The following is an 817-nucleotide window of genomic DNA, read 5'->3' as shown; positions in this document are numbered from 1 at the left end:
GCGCCCTGTTCCCGTTGGTGCATGGCGTGCGAGCCATGGCGTTGCAGTGCCGGATTCGGGAAACCTCGACCCTGGCGCGTCTGGATAAGCTGGTGGCCGCCGGCGCCATGGAGCCCGGCTTTGCTGAAGACCTGGGGGAGGCCATGGAATTGTTCAGTGAGCTGCGGTTGTCCCGGCAACTGGCCAAATTGCAGGGCGAAGACGAAACAGTGGAGGACAATCATATCGTGGTTCAGCAGCTATCTTCGCTGGAAAGGGATTTGCTGCGGGATGCGTTGCATCTGGTCAGCGAGTTCAAGCAACGTTTGTCGCGCCGTTTCCACTTGGAATATTGAACATGAACCGTGACTGGAGCTGGAAAAGCATGTTGTCGCAGTGGCCCGGTTGCAAATGGCGCCGATTCCGTGACCGGTGCCGCCATGGGCAGGGCCCCTATGCGCACCTGTTTGCTCCCTATGACGGCGATCAGGTAGTGGCCATTGATTGCGAAACCACCGGGCTGGACAGTCGCACCGCTGAATTGGTGTCTATTGCCGCGGTGGTCATAAAAGATGGGCGGGTGCTGAGCAGCCAGAGCCTGGATGTGAAACTGATGCCACCGGAAAGCCTCAAGGAGGACACGATCCGCATTCACCGGTTGCGGCCGGTGGATCTGGAAGGCGGTGAAAGTGTGCGTGATGCGCTGGATGCCCTGCTGGCACTGGTTGGCAACCGACCGCTGGTGGGCTGGTGTGTGGCTTTTGATGTGGCCATGATCAATCGGTATTTGCGCCCGCTAATGGGGTTTGATTTACCCAATGACATCATCGAGTTATCT

2 protein-coding genes are annotated in these 817 nt (G+C 58.3%); both read left to right on the top strand.

Annotated features, from left to right (window positions below; genetic code table 11):
• Window positions 1-335, top strand: a 335-nt coding sequence (locus A3730_RS06485; RefSeq protein WP_304439474.1) for a putative nucleotidyltransferase substrate binding domain-containing protein, incomplete at its 5' end; no start/stop codon positions are given.
• A 2-nt stretch (window positions 336-337) separates the two neighbouring features.
• Window positions 338-817, top strand: a 480-nt coding sequence (locus A3730_RS06480) for an exonuclease domain-containing protein (RefSeq protein WP_063537740.1), incomplete at its 3' end; no start/stop codon positions are given.

It is taken from the genome of Alcanivorax sp. HI0044, from assembly GCF_001634945.1.
This window is presented reverse-complemented; position numbering and strand designations above follow the sequence as displayed.